The organism is Streptomyces sp. TM32 (assembly GCF_004122755.1).
Lineage (GTDB): Bacteria > Actinomycetota > Actinomycetes > Streptomycetales > Streptomycetaceae > Streptomyces > Streptomyces sioyaensis.
This window is the reverse complement of sequence record NZ_SDIG01000022.1, coordinates 17,534-39,536: the sequence shown is the minus strand read 5'-3', so window position 1 is coordinate 39,536 and position 22,003 is coordinate 17,534. Positions and strand designations below refer to the sequence as shown.

18 protein-coding genes and 1 tRNA gene are annotated in these 22,003 nt (G+C 72.0%); 8 read left to right on the top strand and 11 right to left on the bottom strand.

Going from position 1 to position 22,003, the window contains the following annotated elements; translation table 11 throughout:
* Positions 1-212: 212 nt before the first annotated feature.
* The gene (locus EST92_RS08170) at positions 213-1,154 is read right to left on the bottom strand and encodes a zinc-binding dehydrogenase (RefSeq protein ID WP_129280266.1); all 942 of its coding nucleotides are present in this window, start codon (positions 1,152-1,154) and stop codon (positions 213-215) included.
* Between the two features lie 145 nt (positions 1,155-1,299).
* On the opposite strand from EST92_RS08170, the gene EST92_RS08165 reads away from it, so the two are divergent.
* Positions 1,300-1,746 carry a MarR family winged helix-turn-helix transcriptional regulator gene (locus tag EST92_RS08165; RefSeq protein WP_129280265.1) on the top strand — a complete coding sequence of 149 codons (447 nt, stop codon included), beginning with the start codon at positions 1,300-1,302 and terminating at the stop codon, positions 1,744-1,746.
* A gap of 27 nt (positions 1,747-1,773) precedes the next feature.
* Here EST92_RS08165 and fdhD read toward each other — a convergent pair whose 3' ends face one another.
* Both fdhD and EST92_RS08155 read right to left on the bottom strand, forming a co-directional pair.
* On the bottom strand, positions 1,774-2,640 hold the full coding sequence (gene fdhD / locus EST92_RS08160; RefSeq protein ID WP_129280264.1) for a formate dehydrogenase accessory sulfurtransferase FdhD: 867 nt from the start codon (positions 2,638-2,640) through the stop codon (positions 1,774-1,776).
* 187 nt (positions 2,641-2,827) lie between these two features.
* Complete coding sequence (locus EST92_RS08155; RefSeq protein ID WP_129280263.1) at positions 2,828-4,183, bottom strand: FAD-dependent monooxygenase; 1,356 nt, start codon at positions 4,181-4,183, stop codon at positions 2,828-2,830.
* Positions 4,184-4,797: 614 nt separating this feature from the next.
* On the opposite strand from EST92_RS08155, the gene EST92_RS08150 reads away from it, so the two are divergent.
* From EST92_RS08150 to EST92_RS08140, 3 genes are all read left to right on the top strand, one after another.
* Positions 4,798-5,175, top strand: a complete 378-nt coding sequence (locus tag EST92_RS08150) for a chorismate mutase (protein ID WP_129280262.1) — start codon at positions 4,798-4,800, stop codon at positions 5,173-5,175.
* Between the two features lie 272 nt (positions 5,176-5,447).
* Complete coding sequence (locus EST92_RS08145) at positions 5,448-7,043, top strand: aldehyde dehydrogenase family protein (RefSeq protein WP_129280261.1); 1,596 nt, start codon at positions 5,448-5,450, stop codon at positions 7,041-7,043.
* A gap of 304 nt (positions 7,044-7,347) precedes the next feature.
* A tRNA-Leu gene (locus EST92_RS08140) sits at positions 7,348-7,432 on the top strand.
* A 317-nt stretch (positions 7,433-7,749) separates the two neighbouring features.
* On the opposite strand, the gene EST92_RS08135 is transcribed toward EST92_RS08140, so the two are convergent.
* The 3 genes from EST92_RS08135 to EST92_RS08125 are packed head-to-tail and all read right to left on the bottom strand — an operon-like array spanning position 7,750 to position 12,367.
* Positions 7,750-9,312 (bottom strand): GMC oxidoreductase, encoded by a 1,563-nt coding sequence (locus EST92_RS08135; RefSeq protein ID WP_129280260.1) that lies wholly within the window; start codon positions 9,310-9,312, stop codon positions 7,750-7,752.
* 14 nt (positions 9,313-9,326) lie between these two features.
* A complete protein-coding gene (locus EST92_RS08130) occupies positions 9,327-10,901 on the bottom strand; it encodes an amino acid permease (protein WP_129280259.1) in 1,575 nt (524 codons plus the stop codon).
* Positions 10,898-12,367 carry an aldehyde dehydrogenase family protein gene (locus EST92_RS08125; RefSeq protein WP_129280258.1) on the bottom strand — a complete coding sequence of 490 codons (1,470 nt, stop codon included), beginning with the start codon at positions 12,365-12,367 and terminating at the stop codon, positions 10,898-10,900. The genes EST92_RS08130 and EST92_RS08125 overlap by 4 nt, the downstream gene beginning before the upstream one ends.
* Positions 12,368-12,598: 231 nt before the next feature.
* On the opposite strand from EST92_RS08125, the gene EST92_RS08115 reads away from it, so the two are divergent.
* On the top strand, positions 12,599-13,180 hold the full coding sequence (locus EST92_RS08115; RefSeq protein WP_343283780.1) for a DUF6314 family protein: 582 nt from the start codon (positions 12,599-12,601) through the stop codon (positions 13,178-13,180).
* A gap of 93 nt (positions 13,181-13,273) precedes the next feature.
* On the opposite strand, the gene EST92_RS08110 is transcribed toward EST92_RS08115, so the two are convergent.
* The gene (locus EST92_RS08110; RefSeq protein ID WP_129280257.1) at positions 13,274-14,803 is read right to left on the bottom strand and encodes a hypothetical protein; all 1,530 of its coding nucleotides are present in this window, start codon (positions 14,801-14,803) and stop codon (positions 13,274-13,276) included.
* Positions 14,804-14,995: 192 nt separating this feature from the next.
* Here EST92_RS08110 and EST92_RS08105 point away from each other — a divergent pair, with 192 nt between their 5' ends.
* The gene (locus tag EST92_RS08105) at positions 14,996-16,318 is read left to right on the top strand and encodes a helix-turn-helix domain-containing protein (RefSeq protein WP_254068620.1); all 1,323 of its coding nucleotides are present in this window, start codon (positions 14,996-14,998) and stop codon (positions 16,316-16,318) included.
* Positions 16,319-16,342: 24 nt separating this feature from the next.
* Here the strand turns inward: EST92_RS08105 and EST92_RS08100 are convergent, their stop codons facing one another.
* Both EST92_RS08100 and EST92_RS08095 read right to left on the bottom strand, forming a co-directional pair.
* A complete protein-coding gene (locus EST92_RS08100) occupies positions 16,343-17,215 on the bottom strand; it encodes a class I SAM-dependent methyltransferase (protein ID WP_129280256.1) in 873 nt (290 codons plus the stop codon).
* Between the two features lie 91 nt (positions 17,216-17,306).
* A complete protein-coding gene (locus EST92_RS08095; protein WP_129280255.1) occupies positions 17,307-17,954 on the bottom strand; it encodes a TetR/AcrR family transcriptional regulator in 648 nt (215 codons plus the stop codon).
* Between the two features lie 384 nt (positions 17,955-18,338).
* Here EST92_RS08095 and EST92_RS08090 point away from each other — a divergent pair, with 384 nt between their 5' ends.
* Together EST92_RS08090 and EST92_RS08085 are read left to right on the top strand one after the other, a co-directional pair.
* Positions 18,339-19,544, top strand: coding sequence for an RNA-guided endonuclease TnpB family protein (locus EST92_RS08090; protein WP_129280254.1), 1,206 nt, complete (start codon positions 18,339-18,341; stop codon positions 19,542-19,544).
* 164 nt (positions 19,545-19,708) lie between these two features.
* Positions 19,709-20,524 carry an SAM-dependent methyltransferase gene (locus EST92_RS08085; protein WP_129280253.1) on the top strand — a complete coding sequence of 272 codons (816 nt, stop codon included), beginning with the start codon at positions 19,709-19,711 and terminating at the stop codon, positions 20,522-20,524.
* 69 nt (positions 20,525-20,593) lie between these two features.
* On the opposite strand, the gene EST92_RS08080 is transcribed toward EST92_RS08085, so the two are convergent.
* Positions 20,594-21,499 (bottom strand): helix-turn-helix transcriptional regulator, encoded by a 906-nt coding sequence (locus EST92_RS08080; RefSeq protein WP_129280252.1) that lies wholly within the window; start codon positions 21,497-21,499, stop codon positions 20,594-20,596.
* Positions 21,500-21,625: 126 nt separating this feature from the next.
* Positions 21,626-21,868, bottom strand: coding sequence for a DUF397 domain-containing protein (locus EST92_RS08075; RefSeq protein ID WP_129280251.1), 243 nt, complete (start codon positions 21,866-21,868; stop codon positions 21,626-21,628).
* Positions 21,869-22,003: the final 135 nt, after the last annotated feature.

The window sequence follows — 22,003 nt, the reverse complement described above, 5'->3', positions numbered from 1 at the left end:
CGGGTCATCAGGACATCCCACGTCCTATGTGCATCGCGACGGAAGCTACTGCCGCGTGCGGACCGCGACAAGGAGCCTGCGTCGGTTCTCCGTGCCGCAGCCGGAATTCACCCGCCCGGCCCGCAAGTGCTGCGCCGGGTGCGCCGGACGGGGCACGGGGGAGGGGAGTGCCGAACGCGCCGGGCGCCCGGTGCCGCGGCGCCCACCGCCCCTCACGGCCGCAGCACCACCTTGCCGAGATTGGTCCTGGCCTCGATGATCTCGTGCGCCTTCGCGGCCTCGGCCAGCGGCAGTTCGGCATGGACGGCGGCCCGCAGCCGGCCGGATCCGGCCAGCTCCCACAGCTGTGCATGGTGCCGCGCGTAGCGCGTGCGGTGGACGGCGGCGAAGCGGCGCATGGTCAGCCCGGTGATGGTCCGGTCGCCGGCCAGCAGCTCGTACGCCGGGACCGTACCGCCACCGGAGTTGAAGAAGATCAGCCGCCCGCCGGGGGCCGACGCGGCCAGGGCACGTGGCAGCAGCTCACCGCCGACCCCGTCCAGCACGACGTCGACCGGCTCGCCCCAGGACTCCTGGTCGTACGTCACCACCTCATCGGCCCCCAGCCCGCGCAGGAATTCCGCCTTGGCGGCCGAGCTGACGGCAGCCACCACCCGGGGTACGCCCTGGAGCTTCGCGAGTTGGACGGCGAGATGCCCCGTGCCCCCGGCCGCGCCGGTGATGAGGACGGACTCGGCGCCGCGCGGCGCGGCGGTGCTGAGCGCGGCGAGCGCGACATGCCCGCCGCGCACCAGTGCCACCGCTTCCACGGCGGCCGCGCCGTCCGGTATCCGGCTGGCCAGAAAGGCGGGCGCGAGGGCGAGTTCGGCGTAGGAGCCGGTGAGGGTGAGCGAGGTGACGCGGTCCCCGACGGCGAAGCCGGTGACGTCCGCCCCGCACGCGACGACCACACCGGCGATCTCGCCTCCGGGCATGGCGGGCAGCGGATCACCGCCGCCGTTGCCGTCGCCGCGCACCCGCCGTACGCACGGCAGCGTGACGCCGATCGCCTCGGTGCGGACGAGGAGTTCGCCGGGGCCGGGAACCGGCGCCTCGGCGTCCTCGACGCGCAGGACCTCGGGACCGCCGTAGGCATGGAATCGGACTCGGCGCATGGGGGCACACCTCCAGGAGGATGTCTCCGGTCGGCGCGTACGCTCCCCGGATGTCATTGGGTCATCCAACAATAACCACAAAGTCATGGGTTGCTCCCATGTTTTTTCATAGGGCGCCCCCACGGTTTCCGGGTAGGCTGGGGCCATGGCCGACAACACCCCCTACGCCCCCCGTCGCATCCGCGCGCTCCCCAGCTGGCTGCTGGGCCGCGCCGCCGCCCGGGGGCATCGCCTCGTCGCCGATGCCCTGGCCGCCGAAGGCATGCGGATGATGCATCACGCCGTGCTGTCGGCCGTCGCCGAACTCGGCCCGGTCTCCCAGGCGGAGCTCGGCCGGACGCTGGGCATCGACCCCAAGGACATGGTCGCGCTCGTCAACGACCTCCAGCGGGACGGGCTGGTGACCCGGACCCCCGACCCGGGGGACCGGCGCAAGAACGCCGTCGAGATCTCCGCCGACGGCCGGCGGCGGCTGCGTCGCACCCAGCGGCTCGGTGAGCGGGCCAACGCGGAGCTGACCGCGCCCCTGACCCCGGCCGAGCGCGAGCAGCTGATCGCCCTGCTCACCCGGATCGCGCTGCCCGAGGAGTGACCGGGGGCCCGGTGCCGGGCTCCCGCCTCAGCCGGCCGCTCCGGGCAGCGCCAGTCGGTGCTCGCCCGCGTACACATTCATCGAGGAGCCGCGCAGGAACCCGATCAGGGTCAGCCCGGTCTCGGCGGCCAGGTCGACGGCGAGCGAGGACGGCGCCGAGACCGCGGCCAGCACGGGGATGCCCGCCATCACGGCCTTCTGCGCCAGCTCGAACGACGCCCGCCCGGAGACCATCAGCACGCTGGAGGACAGCGGCAGCCGCCCCTCCTGGAGCGCCCGCCCGATGACCTTGTCGACGGCGTTGTGCCGCCCGACGTCCTCCCGGATGTCGAGCAGTTCGCCGTCCGCCGTGAACAGCCCCGCGGCATGCAGGGCCCCGGTCCGCTCGAACACGCGCTGCGCGGTCCGCAGCCGGTCGGGCAGTGCGGCGAGGGTCGCCGGTGCGAGCCGGACCGGGGTGTCGGGGCCGGTGTCCAGGGGCCAGCGGGTGCGGGTGCGCACCGCGTCCAGGCTGGCCTTGCCGCACAGCCCGCACGACGACGTCGTATAGACGTTGCGCTCCAGGGTGATGTCCGGGACCGGGACCCCGGCCGCGAGCCGCACGTCCACGACGTTGTAGGTGTTCGCGCCGCCCCCGCTCCCGGCGTCGCCACCGCTCGCCCCCGCGCAGTACACGATGTGCGCCAGCTCGTCGGCGCTCGCCAGGACGCCTTCGCTGACGAGGAAGCCGGCGGCGAGCGCGAAGTCGTCACCCGGAGTGCGCATCGTGATCGCCAGCGGCTTGCCGCCGAGCCGGATCTCCATCGGCTCCTCGGCGACGAGGGTGTCCGGGCGGGTGCTCACGACACCGTCGCGGATGCGGATGACGCGGCGTCGCTCGGTGACCCGTCCCATGTCTGATCAGTCCCGTCCTCACCGGCCCTGGATCCGGTGGTGTACGTGCGAGGGCCGAAGCGGCCCGGAGGCAGAGGCTGTCGTGGGTCACCGCCGGCGTGGTGTGCCCCGGCGCCCTCGACCTTCTCATTCTCCTGCACGGGCCGGGGCGGGCTCCGCACGGGCCGGGCGGGCTCCCACAGGGGCCTCAGCGCTCCGGCCCGGCGGGCGCCGCTTCCTGCCCGGCGGGCGCCGCTTCCCTCAGCTCGCGGCCGCCCAGCTCGCGCCCGCCGAACGCGCCCGAGCCGTCGGCCGCCGCCCAGGCCGCGTCCAGTCCGGCCTGGTCCAGCGTCCGCCAGTCCGGGGTGTCCTGGACGAGGGCCCGCCCCAGCCGCTGCCCCAGCTCGACCATGCTCCGGCCGGTCCCGCCGCGCTCGGTGCCGTACGCCTCCAGCGCGTCCGGCCGCTCCGGCAGTGCCCGCAGCGCGGCCTCCAGCGCGACGGCGTCCTGGAGTGCCTTGACCGCGCCGGCGCCGGTGTGCGGACGGGCGATGGTGGCCGCATCGCCCGCGAGCACCAGCCGGCCGGCGGTGTAGCGCGGCGCCGTGTAGTCGTACATGGGCTGGAGGAACAGCTCTTGACGAGGCGTCAGCTCGACCAGCCCGCCCCAGTACGGCGGCAGCAACTCGCCCGTGACGTGGCGGAGATGGGCGTACAGCGCGTCGGAAAGGGCGCCCGGCGGCAGGCCCTCGGGGGCGGGTGACCCCAGGGCGGTACCGCCGGGCGGTGCGGTGTACAGCACCCAGTTGGCGCGCCGCCCGCCGTGGCCGTCGGGGATGCGGTAGATGATGACGTGGCCGCCGGGGAAGACGCCGTAGACACAGTCCTCCTGCGCCCACGGCTCGGACGGCAGGCCGGGAAGGGCCAGCGCCGCCAGCCGGTCCGCCGGGACGGTGCCCCGCCAGGCCAGATAGCCCGCGTAGTCGGGCCGTACGCCGGGGAACGCGGCGTCGCGGACCACCGAGCGGTAGCCGTCCGCGCCGATGACCAGATCGAAGCGCTCCGTACGGCCCCCGGTGCGGGCGCGGTCCCGCGGCCCCCCGGCCGCCCCGCCGCCCTCTCCGGCTCCGTTCCCGCCGCCGAAATGCAGCACCGCGCCCTCCGCGTCACCGTCGACCGCGCCCACTGGGGTCCCCGTCCGGAACACCGTGTCCTGGGGCAGCCGTTGCCGTAACTCCCGCCAGAGCGGTCCCCAGCAGTACGAGCGGAACGGGAAGGGCTGGACGCCGATCTGGCGGCCGAGCGGAGCGGCGCCGTCCCGGACGTACCAGCGGCGGGTGGTCAGCTGCGCCCACGGCATCGCGGTGTCCAGGTATCCGGCGGCCGCGAGCTCGGCGTACCGGGCGTTGTGCACCGCGAGGCCGACACCACGGTCCGCGAGAAGACCCGCGGTGCGTTCATGGAGGGTGATCCGGCCCGCGCCGGCGCGGTGTGCGGCCAGGGCCGTGGCGCACCCGGCGATGCTGCCGCCCACGACGGCGACATCGGCCCCTTCGATCGTCATGCGGTGCGTGCCCATACGGTGCCCCCTGCGCTGTCCCGCAGCCGAGGGTCGGTCGGCCGCCCGGTCCGATCGGGCGCATTGTGGCAGGAGTTCCCCTTCCGTGCCCGGTAATCAGGGAAGGAGAAGAGAAATCCGTCCATGTGGAGAAGGAGGGATGGCCGGGCGTGGGCCTGGGTATATGCCTGAGCCGGGGCCGGCGCACACCACGGTCCCGCGTCGAGCGGCCCGGTGGCGGGATCTGTGGGGGGTCCCGCCATCGGGCGTACGACGCGTCGTCGGAAGGCCGTCGGCTCGACGGAAGGATGCCGGCTCGTCGGAAGGACGCCGGCCGGCCGCGCCGGACCGCACGACACCGCCGAAGCACCCCGCCCCTGCTCCGCTCCCCGCCGCTCCGACGCCCGCCCGGCCTTCGCGCCCCTGCTCAGGACCGCTTCCCGCGCGCGTCGTCCGATGCGGATTCCGACCGGTCCGCTCCGTGAGATCAGCCCCGGTCAACGGCCACCGTCCGGGTAATGTGCGTGTCGATCACCCATGACATACCCGACGACCCATGACGTACCCGAAGCACCCCAGGGCACCGGGCAACCGACCGACCACGAATGGCGAGAACGCACATGAGCGAAGGGACAGCACGGGCGGCCGGCGACGCGAGCTCCGTCGCGGACGAGGTGGCCCGTGAGCGGCTGCGCTACCTGCGCGGCAGCATCGACAACCTCGACGCCGCCCTGGTGCATCTGCTCGCCGAGCGCTTCAAGTGCACCCAGCAGGTCGGCGAGCTGAAGGCCCGGCACCACCTGCCGCCCGCCGACCCGGCCCGCGAGGCCGCCCAGATCGAACGGCTGCGCCGACTGGCCGAGGACGCCAAGCTGGACCCGGCCTTCGCCGAGAAGTTCCTCAACTTCATCATCGGCGAGGTGGTCCGCCACCACCGGGCGATCGCCGACCGTACCCAGGAGGGGGCGGCGGAACCGGCCGAACCGGCCGCGGGCTGAATCCCGGGCACACGGCGAACGAGGGTGGGCGGCCATGTGGGCCGCCCACCCTCGTCGCATTTCCGTATGCGGCGGCGGCCCGCATGGCCGGCCCACCGGTCGCCTCACCCAGGTGGCCCCGTCGCCCGGGTCGAGTGACACTCGCCATACCTGACGCCGGACCGTCCCGTGGTGCCCCCTTGCCCACTACCGTCCAGTAACGCGGTTCCCCGGGGACCGCCCGAGCGCCACCACCCTGCCCCTCCGGCCGTGCACCGAGAGCGGAGACACCGATGGCACCCACCCCCGAATCCACCGCGAACCCGCAGTGGAACGCGCGCACCACGCCCACCCCGAGGCTCACCCTCAAACCCGGTACGTCCTGGCAGGACGCCTGGCAGCGCAGCCTGGCCGCGGCCCCCGAAGCGTTCCGGGACGACCGGGCGCTCAATCTGTGGGCCGGCGCCTGGCACCCGGACGGCACTCCGCTGCCCGCCACCAGCCCCGTCGACGGCACCCCCATCGCCGGCCCGCCCCGCCTGGAAGCGGACGCCGCGCTGCACGCCGTACGCGCCTCCCTCGACCAGCACCGGGCCTGGCGCCAGGTCCCGTTGACCGAGCGCAAGGCCAGGATCTCCGCCACCCTCGACGCCCTCACCGAGCACCGTGAACTGCTCGCCCTGCTGCTGGTCTGGGAGATCGGCAAGCCCTGGAAACTCGCGCAGGCCGACGTCGACCGCGCCATCGACGGCGTCCGCTGGTACGTCTGTGAGATCGAGCGGATGCTCACCGACCGCGCCCCGCTGCCCGGCCCGGTCAGCAACATCGCCAGCTGGAACTATCCGATGTCGGTGCTGATCCACGCGATGCTGGTGCAGGCGCTGGCCGGCAATGCGGTGATGGCCAAGACCCCCACCGACGGTGGCCTGGTCACGCTCACCCTCGCCTGCGCCCTGGCCGCCCGTGAGGGGGTGCCGGCCACCCTCGTCAGCGGCAGCGGCAAGGAGCTCTCGCCCGCCCTGGTCCGCTCACCCGAGATCGGCTGTGTCTCCTTCGTCGGCGGCCGGGACACCGGCGGCCGGGTCGCCACTGCCGTCGCCGACCTCGGAAAGCGCCACATCCTCGAACAGGAGGGCCTCAACACCTGGGGGATCTGGAACTTCAGCGACTGGCCGGCCCTGACACCGCTGCTGCGCAAGACCTTCGACTACGCCAAGCAGCGCTGCACCGCCTACCCCCGCTTCGTCGTCCAGCGCGAGGCCTTCGCCGACTTCCTCACGGCCTATCTCCCGGCCGTGCGCAGTGTCCGCTTCGGGCACCCCCTGGCCGTCGCCGACCCCGCGGACCCGCTCCCCGAACTCGACTTCGGCCCGCTGATCAACGCCGGCAAGGCCAAGGAGCTCGCCGACCTCACCTCCGAGGCGATCACCCGGGGCGCCGTCCCGCTGCACCGGGGCAGCCTCGCCGACGGCCGTTTCCTGGCCTCGCAGGACACCTCGGCCTACTTCCCGCCCACCACGCTGCTGGCGCCGCCCTCCTCCTCCCCGCTCCACCACGCCGAGCCGTTCGGCCCGGTCGACACCATCGTGCTCGTCGACACCGAGGCCGAGTTGCTCGCCGCCATGAACGCCAGCAACGGCGCCCTCGTCGCCAGCCTGTCCTGTGACGACAAGGGCACCTACGACCGCCTGGCCCCGCAGATCCGCGCCTTCAAGGTCGGCCATGGCAAGCCCCGCTCCCGCGGCGACCGCGACGAGCTCTTCGGCGGCTTCGGCAACTCCTGGAGCGGCGCGTTCGTCGGCGGCGAACTCCTGGTGCGGGCGGTGACCGAGGGCCCGGCCGCCGAACGCCTGCCGGGCAACTTCCCGGACTACCACCTGATGCCGTAGCCCGGTCCCGGTCCCGGCCCCGGCTCCCTGCTCCGGCCCCGGGCACGGACTTCGCCGACCGCCCGGGGCCGTCGCCCGGCGGGCCGGGGCCGGGGGCGGAGATCGGGGGCCGGATCGGGGCGGCCGCGGTGGTGCACTCCAGAAACGCCCTTGGCCTGCATGGACCATTGGAATGCCGATTTTGTCCATCATTGCCCATAAATCGAGGTTATGGGGCGGACGGATACGCAGGTGAAAGGCACTCCGAAACCTTGGTATTGTTGTCCATGTCGCCGCGGGGAACGCCCCGTGAAGATCACACCTAGTCCGGGTGGCGGAATGGCAGACGCGCTAGCTTGAGGTGCTAGTGCCCTTTATCGGGCGTGGGGGTTCAAGTCCCCCCTCGGACACCCAGTGAAAACCCCTGTTGACCAGGGGTTTTCTGCATTTCTGGAGCGCGCTGCGACCGGGGCGCAATTGATGTCCAATTAACCCCTTCCATCCCCTTTGTTTGGGAGTATCCTGGAATCCGGCCTACGGGGCGAGCGAGGGAGTTCGATTGGCCGGGCCTCGGGGAAGGGAGCTCTGGCTCTCGCCGAGGACGATGACGAAGGCCGGTCGGGCTGAGAGGCTGAAAGGTCGTGAGACCGGACGGCGACCTCCAAGTACCTGATGCGGACAATGCCGCCGAAGGGAGCCCACCTCGTAGGTCTTCGGTGTGCCCGGATCAGCCGCCGCGCATCAGGTCCGCACACTTCTCCCCGATCATCATCGTGGTGATGCACGGGTTCACGGCGGGCAGGAACGGCATCACCGAAGCGTCCGCGACCCGCAGACCGGTGACGCCCTTCACGCGCAGCTGGGGGTCGAGCGGGGTCGCCTGGTCGTCCGCCGCGCCCATGCGCACGGTGCAGGCCGGGTGGTAGACGGTGTTGTGGGTGGTGCGGACGTAGTCGAGGAGCTCGGCGTCGGAGTGGGCGGAGGGCCCGGGGGCGAGTTCGGTGCCGGCCCACTCGGCCATGGGGGACTGGGAAATGATCTCGCGGGCCAGGCGGAGCCCGTGGGTCATCACGCGCACATCGTGTTCATCGGTGAAGTAGCGCGGGTCGACCTTGGGCTTGTCGCGGAAGTCGCGGGTGCGCAGACGGACGGTGCCCAGGGAGCGGGCGCGGGTCACGTTCGGGGTCAGACAGAAGGCGTTCTCCGAGGTCGGGTAGCCGCGGCGGAAGGTGTTCAGGTCGAAGGGCACCGAGCCGTAATGGAACATCAGGTCCGGGCGGTCGAGGCCGGGTTCGGTGTCGGCGAAGATGCCGATCTCCCACCACTGGGTGGACGAGGTGACCATGGGCTGCTTGGCGTCCCACATGATCACGCCCTCCGGGTGGTCCTGGAGGGCGGAGCCGACGCCGGGGGAGTCGACGAGCGGGTCGATGCCGGTGGCGCGCAGATGGGTGGCCGGGCCGATGCCGGAGAGCATGAGCAGCTTCGGGGAATCGATGGCGCCGCAGGAGACGACGGTCTCGCGGCGGGCGTGGACGGTGCGGGTGTGGATCAGGTCGGGGGCGAGGTAGTCCACACCGGTGCAGTGCCGGGCGGAGTCGAAGTTCAGGCGCCTGGCCTGGAGCCCGGTGCGTACGTCGAGGTTCTTGCGGGTGCCCATGACGGGGTGGAGATAGGACACCGAGGCCGACGAACGGGTGCCGTCGGGGAGGCAGTTGATCTGGAACCAGTTGGCGCCGCGGATGACGGTCTCGCCGGTGTTGAACGGTGTCGTCGGGATGCCGGCTGCCGCGCAGGCCTTCAGGAGGGCCTCCCCGCACGGATCGTTGGGCGCGATGGTGCGCAGGGTGACCGGGCCGCTGCGGCCGTGGTGGTCGCCGGGGGCGTCGTTGTTCTCCAGCCGCTGATAGAGCGGGAAGCAGTCGGCCGCGCTCCAGCCCGTACAGCCCATCGCGGCCCACTCGTCGAGGTCCTCGGCCGGGGCCCAGAAGGCGATGCACGAGTTGTGCGAGGAGCAGCCGCCGAGCACCTTGGCGCGGGCGTGCCGCAGGAAGCTGTTGCCGTTCTCCTGCGGCTCGACCGGGTAGTCCCAGTCGTAGCCGGACTCCAGCAGGCCCATCCAGCGGTCCAGCCGCAGGACGTTGTCGTCACCGACGTCGCTGGGGCCGGCCTCCAGGAGGCAGACGCTGACCGCCGGGTCCTCGCTGAGCCGGGCGGCGACGACGGCACCGGCCGTGCCGCCGCCGACCACCACGTAGTCGAACTCGTCCACAGGGGTCTCTTGGGCCATCGTGCCGCTCCAGGTCAGGGGGTGGGGGCGCCGCTGTCGCCCGGGGTGTCGCTGTCGGAGGTGACGGCGGCGTGCATGGCCAGGACGCCGGTCTTCTTGCGCTGGACGAACCAGTAGTAGGCGAATCCGCCGAGGCCGACGACTCCGATGAACAAGAAGGCGCCCCAGCGCAGATACCAGTGCTGGGGGCCGGTCGCGTTGTAGACCGTGGCGCGCGGCCAGGCGAGGTTGACGGACATCGCGAAGCCCCAGAGCACCGCGAGGACGTTCACCGGAAGGCCGAACTTGCCGAGGGAGAACCTCCCCTTGACCGGCGTCCAGTTGCCGCGCAGCCGTTGGACCAGCATCGGCAGGGTGACCGACAGATACGCCAGATAGATCATGATGATCGCGATGCTGGTGATCACCGAGAAGATCTGCGGCTGGTTGACGTTGATGAGCAGGATGCCGATCCCCACCAGCCCGATGATGACGGCCGGCAGCACCGGGGTCTGGAAGCGCGGGCTGACCTTGGCGAGCAGCGAGGCGGCCGGGAGGTTGTTGTCCCGGGCCATCGCGAACGCCAGCCGGATGCCGGCGGTGTGCACCGCCAGTTCGCACACGGTGATCGCGATGACCACACACCAGAGCACGATCTGTCCCACGGTCGACCCGAGCGTGGAGAGCACCACGTACTGCAGACCGTCCACGGACAGCTGCTGGGCGTGCAGATCGGGCACGGCCAGCAGGGCGAACAGCAGGATCAGGCCGCCGATGAGGAAGGACGCGACCAGTGCCCGCAGGATCGCGCGGGGGGCGTTGCGGCCGGGGTCCTTGGACTCCTCGCCGAGCGAGGAGGCCGTGTCGAAGCCGTACATCACGTATGCCGAGGCCAGCGACGCGGTGAGGAACGCGCCGAAGTAGCCCAGACTCTGGCCCTGGCCCAGGCCGAAGGTGTCGGTCACCGCCGAGGGGCCGCGGGTGATGTGTGCGGCCAGGAGCAGGACCAGGACGATGGCGGCGATCAGCTCGATCGCCACGCCCGCGGAGTTGATCCGTGCCATCAGCTTCACGCCGAAGGCGTTGACCAGGGTGGTGAAGGCGATCAGCACGGTGCCGAGGAGTACGGCGTTCTCGGCGGCGGATTTGCCGGTGCCGTCGCCGATGAACTGGAACCACGACGAGATCTGCGGCAGCGTCACCTGGTACGCCAGCGCCACCGCGGACAGCGAGACCATGGAGGCGGTCAGCATCATCCAGCCGCCGAGCCAGCCGATGTGCGGGCCGCCGAGCTTCTTGGCCCAGTTGTAGATCGACCCGGCCACCGGATAGCGGGCGGCCAGCTCGCAGAAGCACAGCGCCACCATCAACTGCCCGAGGAAGACCATCGGCCAGGACCACCAGTACGCCGGACCGCCGTGCGCGACACCGAAGTAGAACAGCTGGAAGGTGCCGGTGAGGATCGAGATGTAGCTGATGCCGGCCGCGAAGGTGTGGAAGTTGCCCAGCGTGCGCTTGAGTTCCGGCTTGTAGCCGAGCTCGGCGATCGCCTCGTCCTCGTGCGGGTGGCCGGCCGCGGGATCGGCCCCGGACGCAGCGGGACCGGTCACTCGAACCACCTCTGCGGACGCGGTGCGGTATTGCGCCAGACGTGCTTGGCCTCCTGGTACTCGGCCAGCCCCGCGGGCCCCAGTTCCCGCCCGACGCCCGACTGCTTCATCCCGCCCCACTCCGCCTGCGGCACATACGGATGGAAGCCGTTGATCCACACCGTTCCCGCGCGCAACCGGGCGGCGACCCGGTGCGCCCGTTCGCCGTCCTGCGTCCACACCGCGCCGGCCAGCCCGTACACCGTGTCATTCGCGAGCGAGACCGCCTCGTCCTCGTCCCGGAACCGCTCGACGGTCAACACCGGGCCGAAGCTTTCGTCGCGGACGACGGACATGTCGGGGGTGCACTCGTCCAGCACGGTCGGCAGGTAGTAGAAGCCGTTGGACAGCGAGGGATCGTCGGGTGCCGAGCCGCCGCAGAGGAGGACGGCCCCCTCGTCGAGCCCGGCCGCCACATACGCCTCGACCTTCGCGCGGTGTGCGGCCGAGATCAGCGGGCCGGTGCGGGCGTACTCGTCGAACGGTCCGCCGAGCCGGATCCGCTGGGCGCGGGAGACCAGCTCGTCGACGAACGCATCGTGCAGCTCCTCCTGGACGAGCAGCCGGGCGCCGGCCGAGCAGACCTGCCCGGAGTGCAGGAAGACCGCCATCAGGGCATAGTCGACGGCGGTGTCGAAATCGGCGTCGGCGAACACGATGTTGGGGTTCTTGCCGCCCAGCTCCAGCGCGATCTTCTTCACGGTGGGCGCCGCCGCGGCCATGATGCGCCGGCCGGTGACCAGACCGCCGGTGAAGGACACCATGTCCACCCGCGGGTCCTCGGTCAGCACCGCGCCCACGGCCGCTCCGGTGCCCAGCACCAGGTTGGCGGCGCCGTCCGGCACGCCCGCCTCGGCCAGCAGCCGCATGAGATGGAGCGCGGTGTGCGGGGTCAGCTCACTGGGCTTCAGGACGAAGGTGTTGCCCGTGACCAGGCAGGGGGCGACCTTCCAGGCGGTCTGCAGCAGCGGGTAGTTCCACGGGGTGATCAGCGCACAGACCCCGACCGGCTCGTGCCGCACCGTGCTGTCGACCTCCGGGGCGCCGGCGTCCACCACCCGGTCGTTGCCGCCGGCGGCGCCGAGGTTGCCGAAGTAGCGGAAGCACTGGGCGATGTCGTCCATGTCGTAGGCGCTCTCGACCAGCCGCTTGCCGGTGTCCAGCGACTCGGCCCGGGCCAGCGCGCTCTTGTCGCGCTCCAGCAGCTCGGCGATCCGCAGCACCACAGCGGCGCGCTCGGCCGCCGCGGTCCGCGGCCAGGACCCGTCGTCGAAGGCGGTACGGGCGGCGGCGACCGCCGCGGCCGCGTCCTTCGGCCCGCCCTCGTCGACCGTCGCGACCAGCGTGCCGTCCGCGGGGCAGCGGATCTCGCGCAGCTGCCCGTCGGCCGCCGCGGTCCACTGACCGCCGATGAACAGATCCGGCATGGTGCTGCCTCCGGTCTCCGGGCTCGTACGAGGCACCAGCGGCGGGCGCGGCGCCCCGGCCGGCAGCGTCAGGCAGCCGGCTGGCCCGCCGAGCGGACCTCGGTGACGATCACTGCACCGAGAGTAAGGCGGGCGCTGCGCCGCCGCACGGTACGAGCGGCCGGGGGAGAGGGAGGCGAACCAGGGTGGGGCCGACGGAGTGACGGGGCGGACGGACGGGAGAATGGGGGGATGGGCAGCGAGCGTGACCGGGGGCGACGGCGGGCGGCGGAGCCGGGGCCGTACCCCGGGCCGGCGGCGGGCCCGGTGGCGGAGCCGGATCCGGGGGCGGAGCGGGACCCGGTGGTGGAGCCGGGCCCGGACCTGGCGTGTCCGCGCCCGTACCCGGTGCCCGACGCCGCCGCCTATCTGGCCGGCCGCTGGGACGTCGAGCGCACCGTCCACGACCTGCTCACCGGCGCCGAGGGGCACTTCCGCGGCACCGCGGAATTCCGGCCCGACGGGGTGGGGGACGCCCTGCTGCACCATGAGGAAGGGCAGCTGACCTGGGGCGGCACGGTGTCCCCGGCGAGCCGCACGCTGCGGCTGCGGCCCCGCCCGGACGGCACCGCCGCGGTCGAGTTCGCCGACGGCCGGCCCTTCCACGACCTCGACCTCAGAACCGGCCGGTGGACCGCCGTCCACCCCTGTGCCGAGGACCGCTACGAGGGGTGCTTCACCGCCGTCACCGCGGACGCATGGCAGCTGCGGTGGCGGGTCGGCGGTCCGGCGAAGGACCAGCTGCTGTGCTCGGTCCACCGGCGCCAGGGGTGAGCGCGGCGGGGCCGGCGGCCCATGGACACCGAAAGGCGCCCCCGGGGGCAGGAGTTCCCCCGGGGGCGCGGTCTTCGCCCGGCAGCGGCAGGGTCAGGCGGCGGGCAGCTTGCCGTGCCCGAAGAGCTTCCGCTCGTCGTGCAGGGCGAACGGGGTGGTCCGCAGATCGACGAGCTGGATGCCGAAGATCTTCAGTTGCAGCATCAGCTCGGTCTTCAGGTCGTAGCCCGCGCTGAGCGACCACGCCGGGGCCCCGCCACCGTGGGCCGCCGCGGCCCGTCCGGTGAGGTGGACGGAGAGCTCGCCGCCGACGCCGGCGGTGTCGTAGAGGAACACCTGGGCGCGCGCCCCGATGCGGGCCGTCGCCGTGGCCGCGCCCTCGACCCGGGGAGTGGAGCCCTTCGTCCGCTGGTCCGCCGTGTGCAGCGGCTGCCAGCCGTTCGTCCGGTCGTACTTCGCGCCCACGGCGAACGCCCCGGAGGTGCGCTGGTCGGCGTCGAGGACGATGCGGCCGCCCGCGGTGAAGCGGTAGGTGAAGGTGACCTCGGTGCTCACCACGACCGGAACCGGGCCCACCCAGAAGACGTGCCGGCCGGTGACCGCCGCCAGCGGCACCGCGACCTGCCCGGTGTCGGCGGTCCCGCGGACCTTGCCGTGCACCTGCCAGCCATAGGCGTAGGACCCGCCGAGGCCGACGGCCGCTCGCTGCGGCAGCAGGTTCAGCCCGCCGCGCTTCTCGTACTGGAAGATCAGCTCGGGCCGGAACTTCACCTCACCGGACAGCCGGGCCGGGGACCTGTCGGTGGCCTGCACGTCCTTGGGCAGCGGCACGTTGACGCCCAGCCGCAGGGTGGTCAGTGCCTTCGCCGCGCCGGGCGGCAGCGTGTCGCCGGAGGCGGCGCCGGCCGTGCCCGCGGCGGGGTGGGCGAGCGGTGCGCGCGTCCCCGGCGCGTGCGACGAGGCGCCGGCCGAGGGGCTGGCGGAGGTACTGGGCGAGGCGTCCGGGCTGCCGCCGGCGGGCGTACCCGGCTCGCCGGACGGCGTGGACGAGGCGCCCCCGCCCTCGCCGGTGCCCGGCTTCTGCACGGCGACGCCGGACGACAGCGGCTTGACGGTCAGCTCATTGGCCCGCAACGCCGTGCGCTGGTCCACCTTCTGATTGCCGAGCAGCTCGGAGAGCGTCGCGGGGGCGGTGGTCACCCGGACCTCACCGTCACGGGAGCCGGTGACCTTGCCCACCTTGAACAGCGCGCCCGACGGGGCGTGCCGGTTCGGTGCGGCGGCGATGACATCACCGGTGCGCACGGTCTTGCCGGCGGACGGCTTGAGCACCGCCCGTTTGCCGTGCGCGTCGTACGACGAGAGCCGCACCGCGACCGAACGGTGGGGACCGGTGGGTGCGTTGGACGGCCCGGCGGCCACGGCGCCGCCCTCGGGGCCGGACACTCCCGCGGTGCCGTCCGGCGCGGAGGCCGGGCCCGGGGACCCGGCGGCGCGTATCGCGGCCGGGGACGAGCCGGAGTCGTCGGAGTGCGACAGGAGCGCATGGGTGCCGAGGGCGGCGGGGACGAGTACGCCGACCGCGGCGGCGGGCACCGCGATCCGGCGCCAGGAAACAGCCATGGAATTCCTTGGGGTGCGGGGGGTGACAAGGAGCCACTACGGAGCCGCGTGCCGAACGCCGGAACGATCCGGATGACGGGGGAAAAGTCATCCAACATCGAACATCTGTAGGGGTTCGGGCGGCTTCCTCGTAGCATGGCGACGAATGATCGCTTTCGCCATGGGGAAAGACACCGAGTCGGGAGGGGACGCGTGGAGACATCCACAAAGGTGGCGGAGGCCGTCGCCGCGCTGCACACCGCCATCGACGCACTCACCGACGAGGTCGTCGACGGACTCCGGGCCCAACTCCCCTCCTACGCCGCGGTGTCACAGGGCCAGCTCCGGCCACGGGTGATGGCGTCCCTGCGCAACAGCCTGTCGCTGGTGCAGCGCTGGTCCGAGGAACGGCGGAGCCCGCAGGGAGCCGCGCCCGGCACAGGCGGCGGCTACGGCATCCCGGAGACCCATCTCGACGAGATCACGGCGCTGGCCCGCGCGCTGCCGGTCGAGGACATCATCTCGGCCTACCGGATCGGCACGGACGTCGTATGGCGGCGGTTCGGCGAGGAGATGGCGGCCCGGCGCGGCACCGCCGAGGACCTGCTGCCGATCGCCGAGACCCTGCGCGCCTGGGTCGACGCCAACACGCTGCGCATCGTCCGCAGCTGTCGCGTCGGGATCCAGCAGGACGCACGGACGGACCGCCGACGCGCGGCGCTGGTCCGTGCCCTGCTGCTCGGTCAGGCACGGTGGGACGACTCCCTGTCCGGAGACGGGGCGGGCGCCGTCGGGCCCGGCGACGGGGAGCTGACGGACGACTCGTACGACCGCAGCGCGCTCCGTCTCCCCTTCCGCGCGTGCCTGCCCGAGGCCGCCGCGTCCGAGGCCGTCCTGCCCGAGGCCGTCCCGTCCGGCGGTCCGGAGGCCGCCCCCGCAGAGCACCCCCCGGGACACCCCGGGCCGGGCGACCGTGCCTTCCACCGGATCGTGGCCGCGCTGCGCCCCTGGCTCGCGCTGGACACGGCGGGCCGGCCCCTGGTCACGACCGTGGACGGCGAGGTGGCCGGGTTGCTGGCCGGGCGCCCGGCCGGGCTGTGCCGCAGCCTGGTCCTGGGCCTGGGCGCCCCGGTCACCCCCTCCGGAATCGCCGCGGAATTCACCCGGGCCACCCAGGCACTGCGGGCCGCCGTCGGATTCGGGCTCGTCGGTGCGTTCACCCGTGAGGAACTGGGGCTGCGGGCCACGGTCGTGGCGCTCCCCGCCGTGGGGGAGGGGCTGGTGCGGCAGCGCCTGGCGCCGCTGGCCGAACGCGGCGAGGACGGCGCCCAGCTGGAGGAGGCGGCCGCCGCCTATCTGCGGCAGGGACTGCGTCTGGACGCCGCCGCGCGGACCCTGTACGTCCACCCCAACACCCTGCGCAACCGGCTCCGGCGCTTCGAGGAGATCACCGGAACCAGCCTGCGGGACCCGGCCGATCTGGCGGAGATCTGGTGGGCGCTGGCGCACCGGCGCCTGCACGGCCCGGCGGGCTGAGGCGGACGCCCGTGCCGCCGGGGCTCAGGCCTTCACCGCCCGCAGCGCGTACAGCAACGGAATGATCGGCTCCGAGGGGGGCAGCCGCCACCAGCCGTTCTCGGCCGGCACCATGGCGTCGAACCGCTTCCAGGGCAGCAGCTCGGTCTCCCGGACCAGCTGGACGGTCATCCCCGCACCGATCACCGCGGAGATGACCTCCCCGAGGCCGTGCCGCCACTCATAGCTCGTCGTGGCGCCCTGCACCGGCGGACCGTCGGTGTAGGTGCAGGGGGTGTCGCTCCTGAGCGGGCCGCGGCCGCCCAAGTAGTCGTGATGCAGCCTGAGTTGCTGACGCTCCGGGCTCGGCGTCGGCCCCAGGGCGTCCAGCAGGGGATGGAACTCGACCAGATAGAACGTCCCGCCGGGCCGGAGCAGTGAGCTGACGACCTGCGCCCAGGCCGTCAGGTCCGGCAGATAGCACAGCGCCCCCTTGCCGGTGTAGACCACGTCGAACCGCCGCCCGCCGAGCGCCTCCACGGCCCGGTGCACATCGGACCGGACGAACTCCACGGCCCGGCCGGCCTCCGCGGCGAGCCGCCGCGCCTGGGCCACGGCCGCGGCGGAGAAGTCCAGCCCCACCGTGTGCGCCGCGCCCCGCTCGGCGAACGCCGCGGTCTCGGTGCCCAGATGGCACTGCAGATGCAGCACCTCCCGCCCCGCGAGATCCCCCAGATCCGTCCACTCGAACGGCGCGAACCAGTCCTCGGCGCTCCGTGAACCGTCCAGCCCGTAGAACTCGCTGGCCACATGGACCGGGGTGCGCGCGTCCCAGTTCGCCTGGTTGGCCAGGACCATCTCCTCGGCGGTGGGCAGGGCCCCCGGGAGCGGCGCCGGCTCGCTCTTCTCTGTGGTCATCCGTCTCTCCTACCCGCGGGGCGGGGAAGTCCACTCCCCGCGGGCCGGAGAAGCACGCCCACCAGGCGGGCGCGGCACGGTCGCAGGGCTCCTACGGCGTCCCGGACGGCGTCGTCCACACCTCCCCGTCGAGCACATTGCGCATCCCCACCCACACCATGTTCATCAGCCGCAGGGTGATCCGCTCCGGGGGTTCGCCGGGGTGCAGCGCCATCCAGTCGGTGAGCGAGTCCGCCGCTCCGACCAGGGTGTACGCCACGAACTCGGCGTCGTCCTCGGGACAGGCGGGTCCGTCGCTCCCCGCGATGTCGGCCCGTACCAGCCCGGTGACCTCGGCCAGCAGCTCCCGCCGCGACCGGGCCAGCTCCGCGGTGATCGCCGGGCTCGGCTCCGAGGACTGGCGGTGCAGCACCACCCAGCTGTCGCGGTGTTCGGTGACGAAGGTGAAGAACGCCAGCAGTCCGGCCCGCAGTCGCAGCTCGGGGGAGTGCGCGGGGCCCGCGGCGGCCCGGAACGCGGTCAGCAGGCGTTCGGCCTCGCGTCGCAGACAGGCGAGGAACAGCCCCTCCTTGGAATCCAGGTAGAGATAGACCATCGGCTTGGAAATTCCGGCGAGTTCGGCGATCTCGTCCACTGACGCGGCGTGATAGCCGCGCCGGGCGAAGATCCGGATCGCCGCGTCGATGATCTGCTGCTCCCGGACCGGCCGGGGGACGCGTTGCCTGCGTATGTCGCTCATTTGCGTCAGCCTACCCCCACCTTACTGGCGAGTAAGTTTACGTAAAAGTACGTCTGTGGGGCGCGGGGGAGGGTCTCCGCCGTGATCGTCGGCAGGTGTAAAGCGTGCCGAGGGTGGTAGGCGAGTCTCCGTAACGCCCCGCTCCGCAAAGGCTGTTGATCGGGTGGCGGCCGAGGCGGAGCCGCATGTGGCACGAGCCGGGATTGCTCCTCGGCCGGGCCGTGTCACACGGGGCGGAGCCCGGCGCTGGGTGTCGCCGGGGGAAGTGAGAGCGGGCCGCCGCCGATGAGTGGCGAGGCGGCGGCCCGCACCCGGCCCCCGGCAGGCCGCTGACCCGGGATCGAGAACTCTCAACTGTCAGTGGTCCCCGGTAGGTTCAGGGTCATGGCGACACCAGCTCAGACCGCGGAGGGGGCCGGGCATGCCCGGTACACCTTTCGCTGTCGTCTGTCACGTACGGCCCGGGGCGCACTGCACGCTGAGTCGGACCGGTGCCGCTGGCTTTGGAATGAGTGTGTGGCCCGGTCGAAGAAGGCTCATCGCGATGGCGAGAAGTGCGGACCGGCCCGCCTGGACAAGATGCTGACCGAGGCTCGCGCTCGCATGCCATGGCTGGCCGAGGGCGCTTCGGTTCCTCAGCAGCAGCTCATCCGCGACGTTGCCAAGTCCCGCGCGAAAGCCCTCAAGGACATCAAGGCCCGGCTCCCGGTGCGTCAGCGGGCCGGGATGCCTCGGTGGAAGAAGAAGCGCCAGGCGCGGCCGAGCCTGAACTACACCCGCCGCGGTTTCCGGCTCAAGGACGGGCGTCTGCATCTTGCTGGCGGAATCGTACTGAGGCCTGTGTGGTCGCGGGAACTCCCGGCTGAGCCGTCGTCAGTGCGGGTGTATCAGGACAGCACCGGAGCATGGCAGGCGAGCTTCGTGGTGCTCGTTCAGGCCGAGCCGCTGCCCGAAACAGGCCGTGTGATCGGGATCGACTGGGGCGTGAAGGAGACGGCGACCACCACCTCCGACGCTCATGACCTTGCGCATGCCGAGCACGGAAGGAAGGCCCGGGCGAAGCTGAGCCGGTACGACCGGATGATGGCCCGGCGCAGGCCGGCGAAGGGACAGGTTGCCTCGAAGGGCTACCGCGAAGCGAAGAAGCTGCGCGCAAAGGCCCACAGGAAGGTTGCCCGTCAGCGCGAGGACACCGGCCGCAAGTGGGCCAAGAAGGTCGTTCGCGACCACGACCAGATCGCGGTGGAGGATTTCCGGCCCAGGTTCCTTGCCAAGACCACCATGGCGCGTAAGGCCGCGGACGCGGCGATCGGCGCCACGAAGCGGGCCCTGGTCGAGATGGGCCGCAAGCACGGGCGCGGGGTACATCTGGTGCACCCCGCGCACACCACGATGGAGTGCGCAGACTGCGGAGCGAGAACCAAGCACGCGCTGCCCCTCTCGGAACGAACGTACACCTGCACCGCGTGCCGAACCGTGCGACCACGGGACAAGAACTCCGCGCGCGTGATGCTGGTCCGGGCTGGTCTCAACCCGGTTGATGTTGAGGGTGTAAGTCCTCCCGGGCCGCCGGCCCGGGAGGCGGCCTGAGTCAGGAATCCCCTTCCTGAGCTCGCGAAGGGGGGAGGAGTCAATTGTCTGCAACAGCCCTGTCCGATGGGTATGTTGGGGGCTGCGCGGCGTGGTCGTACGCACACGGAACGATCGTGACCGCCCCCTGGCTGAATGCTGCCGAAGCGACGGGAAAGCGTGGAATGAGCCAAGAAGCACGACCGCAGTCCAGCGTCGTCGACGTCAGCATCCCGAGCGTGGCCCGGATGTACGACTACTACCTCGGCGGCAAGGACAACTACGCCGTCGACCGCGAGGCCTGCGAAGAGCTGAGCAAGGTCGTTCCGAGCACGCAGGTGCTGGCGATCAACAACCGGCGCTTCCTCCAGCGGGTGGTCCGTTGGCTGGCCCGCGAGCACGGTATCCGGCAGTTCATCGACCACGGATCCGGCCTGCCCACGCAGGACAACGTCCATCAGGTCGCCCAGCAGGTCGACCCGCAGTCCCGCGTGGTGTACGTCGACAACGACCCGATCGTGCTGGCGCACGGCCGCGCGCTGCTGGAGGAGAACGCCAACACCGCCGTCATTCAGGCGGACATGCGGGACACCGACGGCATCATGGGCAGCCCCGAGGTGACGCGACTGATCGACTTCGACCGGCCGGTCGCCGCGCTGTTCGTCTCGGTGCTCCACTGCATACCGGACGCCGACGACCCGGCCGCTCTCATCAAGAGGGTCGCCGACCGGCTGGTGCCGGGCAGCTTCCTGGTGGTGTGCCAGCTGGTCAGCGAGGACGCCGCCACCCGCGACTTCGTCACCGAGTTCATGCGGGTCAGCACCCACGGCCAGTGGGGCCGGGTGCGTCAGGCGCATGAGCTGGCCGGGTTCCTGGAGGGGCTGGAGGTCCTGGAACCGGGGCTGGTGGAGGTCTCCACCTGGATGCCGGACGCGGACATCGGCCCCAAGCAACTCACCCAGGAATGGATCGAGTTCGGCGGCGTCGCGCGCAAGCCGTAGCGGGGCCGCACGGCGAACAGGGGCGGGCCCCGTGGAGGCCCCGCCCCTTTGCCGGTCGGGTTCAGCGCGTCAGCTCTCCTTGAGGAGCCGTTCCAGCATCGCCAGGGATTCCCGCGGCGACTCGGACTGGGCGCTGAGCCGGTCCATCACCGCGAGGTAGTGGTCGACGTCATCGCGCTTGTCCAGATAGAGCGCGCTGGTCAGCTGCTCCAGATAGACGATGTCCGGCAGATCCGGCTCCTGGAACCGCAGGATCGTGATCGGACCACCGGCCGCCGCCAGGCCACCGAGGCTGAACGGCGCGATCTGCACCGTGACGTTCGGCAGCTCGGCCATCTTCAGCAGATGTCTGAGCTGGCCCGCCATCACCTCGGGCCCGCCGAGCGGGCGGCGCAGCGAGGCCTCGTCGATCACGGCCCACACGCGCGGCGCATCCGGGACGGTCAGCAGCTCCTGACGCTGGACGCGCAGCTGCACCCGTCGCTCGATCTCCTCGGCCGAGGCTCGCGGATGGCCGAGCCGGGTCACCGCACGGGCGTAGTCCGCGGTCTGCAACAGGCCCGGCACGAACTGGACTTCGTAGGTGCGGATCACCGAGGCGGCCTCTTCGAGGCCGATGTGCGTCTCGAACCAGCCCGGCAGCACATCGCCGTACTGATGCCACCAGCCGGGAGTGCTGGTCCGGCGGGCCAGTTTGAGGAAGTCCGAGCGGATCGATTCGTCGGTGACGTCGTAGAGCGTCAGCAGATCGGCGACATCCCGCTCCTTGCAGCTCACCCGCCCCAGTTCCAGGCGGCTGATCTTTGCGTGCGAGCCGCGGATGGCGTCCCCGGCGGCCTCGCGGGTGATGCCGGCCCCTTCACGCAGCCGACGAAGCTGTGTGCCCAGCACGATGCGCAGGACGGTCGGGCCGCCCCGCGGGTGTTCGAGGTAGCGGCGCAGAGACGGATCGCCGCTCGGCTGCGCGGCAGTCATGCCGAAACCTCGCTTCGCTCGCGGCGCTCGCTCATGCTGACTCCCCTGGGTGGTCGGGCGAACGCCCAGTGTCCCATCGCCCCCAGCCCTCGTACAGCGGGGGCGGGTATTCGGCCGACATATGCGTCAGTCGCGGCCGATGAGATCGTCGAAGTCGCCGTCCTTGGCGCCCTGGACGAAGGCCGTCATCTCGTCGCGGGTGTAGATCAGCGCCGGGCCCGAGGCGAAGCGGGAGTTGCGCACCGCGATGCCGCCGTCGGAAAGAACCGCCACTTCAACGCAGTTGCCGCTGGGGTTGCTGCGCCGGCTCTTGCGCCAGACGGCCCCCTCGATGCTGGTCGCCCGTATGCCGTTGGTCACCGGCTCCATCACAGATGCTCCCTTGCTGGAGGACGCTCCTCCTACCGATTCCGGGCCTGCGCTCACCTTGGCGTGAACGCGTCCCTGTGCGGCCGTACTTACCGATGTAATTGCAGATGCACTTGCATCGATGGACGGCTGACG

Bases quoted from the DNA above. Each gene is read 5' to 3' on its own strand.
- EST92_RS08170 (WP_129280266.1), bottom strand. From the start codon at position 1,154: ATGCGCCGAGTCCGATTCCATGCCTACGGCGGTCCCGAGGTCCTGCGC.
- EST92_RS08165 (WP_129280265.1), top strand. From the start codon at position 1,300: ATGGCCGACAACACCCCCTACGCCCCCCGTCGCATCCGCGCGCTCCCC.
- fdhD (WP_129280264.1), bottom strand. From the start codon at position 2,640: ATGGGACGGGTCACCGAGCGACGCCGCGTCATCCGCATCCGCGACGGT.
- EST92_RS08155 (WP_129280263.1), bottom strand. From the start codon at position 4,183: ATGACGATCGAAGGGGCCGATGTCGCCGTCGTGGGCGGCAGCATCGCC.
- EST92_RS08150 (WP_129280262.1), top strand. From the start codon at position 4,798: ATGAGCGAAGGGACAGCACGGGCGGCCGGCGACGCGAGCTCCGTCGCG.
- EST92_RS08145 (WP_129280261.1), top strand. From the start codon at position 5,448: ATGGCACCCACCCCCGAATCCACCGCGAACCCGCAGTGGAACGCGCGC.
- EST92_RS08135 (WP_129280260.1), bottom strand. From the start codon at position 9,312: ATGGCCCAAGAGACCCCTGTGGACGAGTTCGACTACGTGGTGGTCGGC.
- EST92_RS08125 (WP_129280258.1), bottom strand. From the start codon at position 12,367: ATGCCGGATCTGTTCATCGGCGGTCAGTGGACCGCGGCGGCCGACGGG.
- EST92_RS08115 (WP_343283780.1), top strand. From the start codon at position 12,599: ATGGGCAGCGAGCGTGACCGGGGGCGACGGCGGGCGGCGGAGCCGGGG.
- EST92_RS08110 (WP_129280257.1), bottom strand. From the start codon at position 14,803: ATGGCTGTTTCCTGGCGCCGGATCGCGGTGCCCGCCGCCGCGGTCGGC.
- EST92_RS08100 (WP_129280256.1), bottom strand. From the start codon at position 17,215: ATGACCACAGAGAAGAGCGAGCCGGCGCCGCTCCCGGGGGCCCTGCCC.
- EST92_RS08095 (WP_129280255.1), bottom strand. From the start codon at position 17,954: ATGAGCGACATACGCAGGCAACGCGTCCCCCGGCCGGTCCGGGAGCAG.
- EST92_RS08090 (WP_129280254.1), top strand. From the start codon at position 18,339: ATGGCGACACCAGCTCAGACCGCGGAGGGGGCCGGGCATGCCCGGTAC.
- EST92_RS08085 (WP_129280253.1), top strand. From the start codon at position 19,709: ATGAGCCAAGAAGCACGACCGCAGTCCAGCGTCGTCGACGTCAGCATC.
- EST92_RS08080 (WP_129280252.1), bottom strand. From the start codon at position 21,499: ATGACTGCCGCGCAGCCGAGCGGCGATCCGTCTCTGCGCCGCTACCTC.
- EST92_RS08075 (WP_129280251.1), bottom strand. From the start codon at position 21,868: ATGGAGCCGGTGACCAACGGCATACGGGCGACCAGCATCGAGGGGGCC.